At 33.8% G+C, this 3,766-nt stretch carries 3 protein-coding genes; all 3 read left to right on the top strand.

What is annotated here, in order from left to right:
- The first annotated feature begins 138 nt into the window (after window positions 1-138).
- Window positions 139-2,253 carry an HD domain-containing phosphohydrolase gene (locus AB1422_17760; GenBank protein ID MEW6621150.1) on the top strand — a complete coding sequence of 705 codons (2,115 nt, stop codon included), beginning with the start codon at window positions 139-141 and terminating at the stop codon, window positions 2,251-2,253.
- Window positions 2,254-2,492: 239 nt separating this feature from the next.
- Window positions 2,493-2,678, top strand: coding sequence for a hypothetical protein (locus AB1422_17755; GenBank protein MEW6621149.1), 186 nt, complete (start codon window positions 2,493-2,495; stop codon window positions 2,676-2,678).
- Window positions 2,679-2,695: 17 nt separating this feature from the next.
- Window positions 2,696-3,487: a prepilin peptidase gene (locus tag AB1422_17750; protein MEW6621148.1), complete on the top strand. Its 792-nt coding sequence runs from the start codon at window positions 2,696-2,698 to the stop codon at window positions 3,485-3,487.
- Window positions 3,488-3,766: the final 279 nt, after the last annotated feature.

Genomic DNA, 3,766 nt, shown 5'->3' with positions numbered 1-3,766 from the left:
GATTGTGGAAAACAACAAATTTCCATAAATTTCTATTAGTTTCTATTAATTTCAATTTTTTTAATAATATCTCCCTATCTCCTTAATCTCCACATCTCCTTTTGTTACACCACCTGAACGCTTACAGGAGAATAAATAATGGCTGTAAAAACACTAAAATTAAATGAATTAGTCGAACCAGAAATTCTACAACAAATTCAGGATAACTTTGCTAAGGCAATCGATATGCCTACTATAATTGTCGATAAAGATGGAATTCCTGTGGTTAAAACAACCGGCTTAAATAATTTTTGTCAGTTGATTAGATGCACTCCACAAGGAGCCTTGATGTGCCAGGAATTTGACGCAAAGATAGAAAAAGAAACCTTTACCCATGATGGTGGTTCAAAGATATATCTTTGTGATGCCGGACTTTGTCATTTTGTTGCCCCGATAATTCTTAAAGATGTCTATATAGGTTCCATTGGAATAGAAGGCACCAGGATTTTAGCCCCGGTAGATTCTTTGAAGATAAAACGGCTTGCTGAAAAGTTGAATCTTAATCCCAAAGAACTATTAACCGCATTCAAAAATATCAAAGAATTCCCACAGGAAAAAATATATATGGCTTCAGACCTGATATCTTCAATTGCAAATACCATTTCACACCTTTGCCTTCAAAAACATGATTTAAAACACAAAATCGCTGAATTAGCCACGCTATCTCACATTGGTAAAGCAATCGCATCTACCTTAGATTTAGAAAAACTCTCTCATTTAATTATTAATACCGCGGCATCTATGTTAGAAGCAGATACAGCGATTATTTATTTAATAGACGAAGAAAAAGATGAATTAGTTGGTGAGGCTATTCATAATGCCGGACATAAGCATTTTGAGCAAAGTAGAATAAAAATTGGTGTAGGTCTTGCTGGGTGGGTAGCAAAACATAAAAAACCTCTCTTAGTCTATCTGGGAATGAATAAACCAAAATTCGAGAAATACCTTCAATCAGAAGAAATAACCAGCTGTATTGCTGTTCCATTAAAAATAAGAGAAATGCTCATTGGTGTATTTATGTTAAAAAGAAAAAGTGGGGAAAATTTCACTGATGATGATGTCATAGTTTTAGATGGTCTTGCCAATCAAGCGACTATTGCCATTAAAGATGTTAAATTATACAAGGCAATGGAACAAAAAATTGCCCAGTTATCTGTTCTTTCTGATATTACTAAAGCCGTAGTCTCGACATTAAATATTAATGAGGTGTTAAAATTAATTGTTGAAGCGACCTCAAGAACTATGCATACCAGAATGTGTTCAATTAAACTTCTGGCTAAACAAAAATTAATCTTGTCTGCCTCTATGGGTTTATCAAATTCATATCTAAAAAAAGGTGAGATTGAGGTTGATGCCAGTATTGAAAATGCGGTAATTAAGGATAAAAAAACAATATCTGTTTCGAATATAAAAACTGATGCTCGAATCAAAAATCCAGAATATGCCTTAAAAGAAGGAATTGCCGCATTCTTATCAGCCCCTTTAATGGTTAAAGATAAGATTTTAGGGGTAATTACTATTTATTCACAAAAACCTTATCACTATACGGAAGAAGAAAAAGAAATACTTATTACTTTAGCCAGCCAATCAGCCATCGCCATAGAAAATGCCTCACTTTTTAAAACAGTTAAAGAAGGTCTGCTTAACACTACTAAATCATTAGCCGAGGCAATTGATGCCAAAGATGCCTATACTCGTGGTCATTGTGAGCGAGTAGCTCAATTTGCCGTGTCAGTTGCCCAGAAATTAGGTGTGCCAGAGTCAAAACTGGAAAATATCTATATCGCGGCTTTGCTTCATGATGTTGGTAAAATTGGTGTTAGCGAAAATATCCTCCATAAACCAGGGGGATTAACCAGGGATGAATTTGAAACCATTAAAAACCATCCTTTACTTAGTGTTAAAATTTTATCCCCAATTAGTTTCCCGTGGGATATATTACCTGCGGTTAGACAACATCATGAACGAATAGATGGTGCGGGATATCCTGATGGATTAGTTGGGGATGAAATTTCTTTAGAGGCTCGAATTATTGAAGTTACAGATGCCTATGAGGCAATGATTTCGGATAGACCTTACCGTAAAGCATTGTCTGAAGAAGAGGCCATTGTCGAATTAAAACGATGTTCCGGCAGACAATTTGACCCGAAAATAGTAAATGTCTTCTTAAAGGTTTTATCTGAAGAAAAGGCACAAAACAAAAAGAAATTGTAAATTGAAAGAAAAGGGATAAGCGTTCAGGTGTAAGTAAGGGAAAATGGAAAAGTAGAAAAAAATGGGAAAAATATTAAAGAAATTCATTTCAAATTCAAGTTAAGCTGCGTAATTACACAGAGTAAAGAATACGAAGTATGGTAAGCGTTCAGGTGGTGTAACAAAAGGAGATGTGGAGATTAAGGAGATAGGGAGATATTATTAAAAAAATTGAAATTAATAGAAACTAATAGAAATTTATGGAAATTTGTTGTTTTCCACAATCAATTTCTACCTATTTCTATAAATTTCAATCTATTTCTATTATCTTATCTCCATATCACTCTTATCTCCTTATCCCCTTTCTTACACTTTTGATATATAGCCTGAACGGTTACTATTCTCTTATATCTAAAATTTCTACTCATTCCCTTCATTACACCTGAACGGCTACAAAAAAATTATGATAGAATTAATACCATCACCATTTATCCAGATAATAATATTCATCTTTGGAGCACTAATCGGAAGTTTTTTTAATGTCTGTATTTATCGCCTACCAATAGACGAATCAATTGTTATTCCTTTTTCTCATTGTCCAAACTGCAAAACCAAAATAAAGATATGGGAAAATATCCCAATTATCAGTTATCTCATTTTAAAAGGTAAATGCCGTTATTGTGGTGTCCAAATCTCTCCAAGATACCTCATCGTCGAAATTTTAACCCCTGTTTTATTCCTTTTGTTATGGCAATTTTTTGGGAAATCACCTGATTTCTTTATTTATCTTTTATTTATTTCAGTCCTTATCATTATTACTTTTATCGACTTCGAACATCAATTAATCCTTAATGTTCTGACATATCCTATGATAATCATAGGACTTTTAATAAGTTACTTTAAAGGTATATTCATTAGTTCTTTAATAGCAGGATTAGTTGGTGGAGGGATTATCTTTTTAATCGTAATTATCAGCCCTTTTATCTTTAAAAAAGAAGGCATGGGTGCCGGGGATTTTAAATTGGCGGCAGTCATTGGTGTATTTTTAGCCAGCTGGCAATATACCTTAATAAGTCTGTTTTTTGCCTCATTTTTAGGCTCGTTAGTTGGATTGATATTAATTTTATCAGGTAAAAAGAGATTTGGTGAATATATTCCGTTTGGACCATATTTAGTCTTTGGGGCTCTAATTATCTTATTCTATGGTAAAAATATCATAGATTGGTATAAAGGTATTACTGCTGGAATTAATTGAAATACAGAAGTTAGGAAGTTAGGAAGTTAAGAGGTTGAGAAGTTCTTACTTCCTGATTGTTAATTTGTAATTAAAACAGATTTCTCGCAAAGGCGCAAAGGACGCTAAGAAAAGACCCCTTTGCGACCTTTGCGTCCTGGCGAGAGAAAATTTGTAAGCGTTCAGGTGGTGTAACAAAAGGAGATGTGGAGATTAAGGAGATAGGGAGATATTATTAAAAAAATTGGTAACTATTCACCATTCACAATTCACGGTGTCAAGCAAACCTGGCCCAAGAGT

It is taken from the genome of bacterium (genome assembly GCA_040757115.1).
GTDB lineage: Bacteria > UBA9089 > CG2-30-40-21 > CG2-30-40-21 > SBAY01 > JBFLXS01.
This window is presented reverse-complemented; position numbering and strand designations above follow the sequence as displayed.

Bases quoted from the DNA above. Each gene is read 5' to 3' on its own strand.
- AB1422_17750 (MEW6621148.1), top strand. From the start codon at position 2,696: ATGATAGAATTAATACCATCACCATTTATCCAGATAATAATATTCATC.
- AB1422_17755 (MEW6621149.1), top strand. From the start codon at position 2,493: ATGGAAATTTGTTGTTTTCCACAATCAATTTCTACCTATTTCTATAAA.
- AB1422_17760 (MEW6621150.1), top strand. From the start codon at position 139: ATGGCTGTAAAAACACTAAAATTAAATGAATTAGTCGAACCAGAAATT.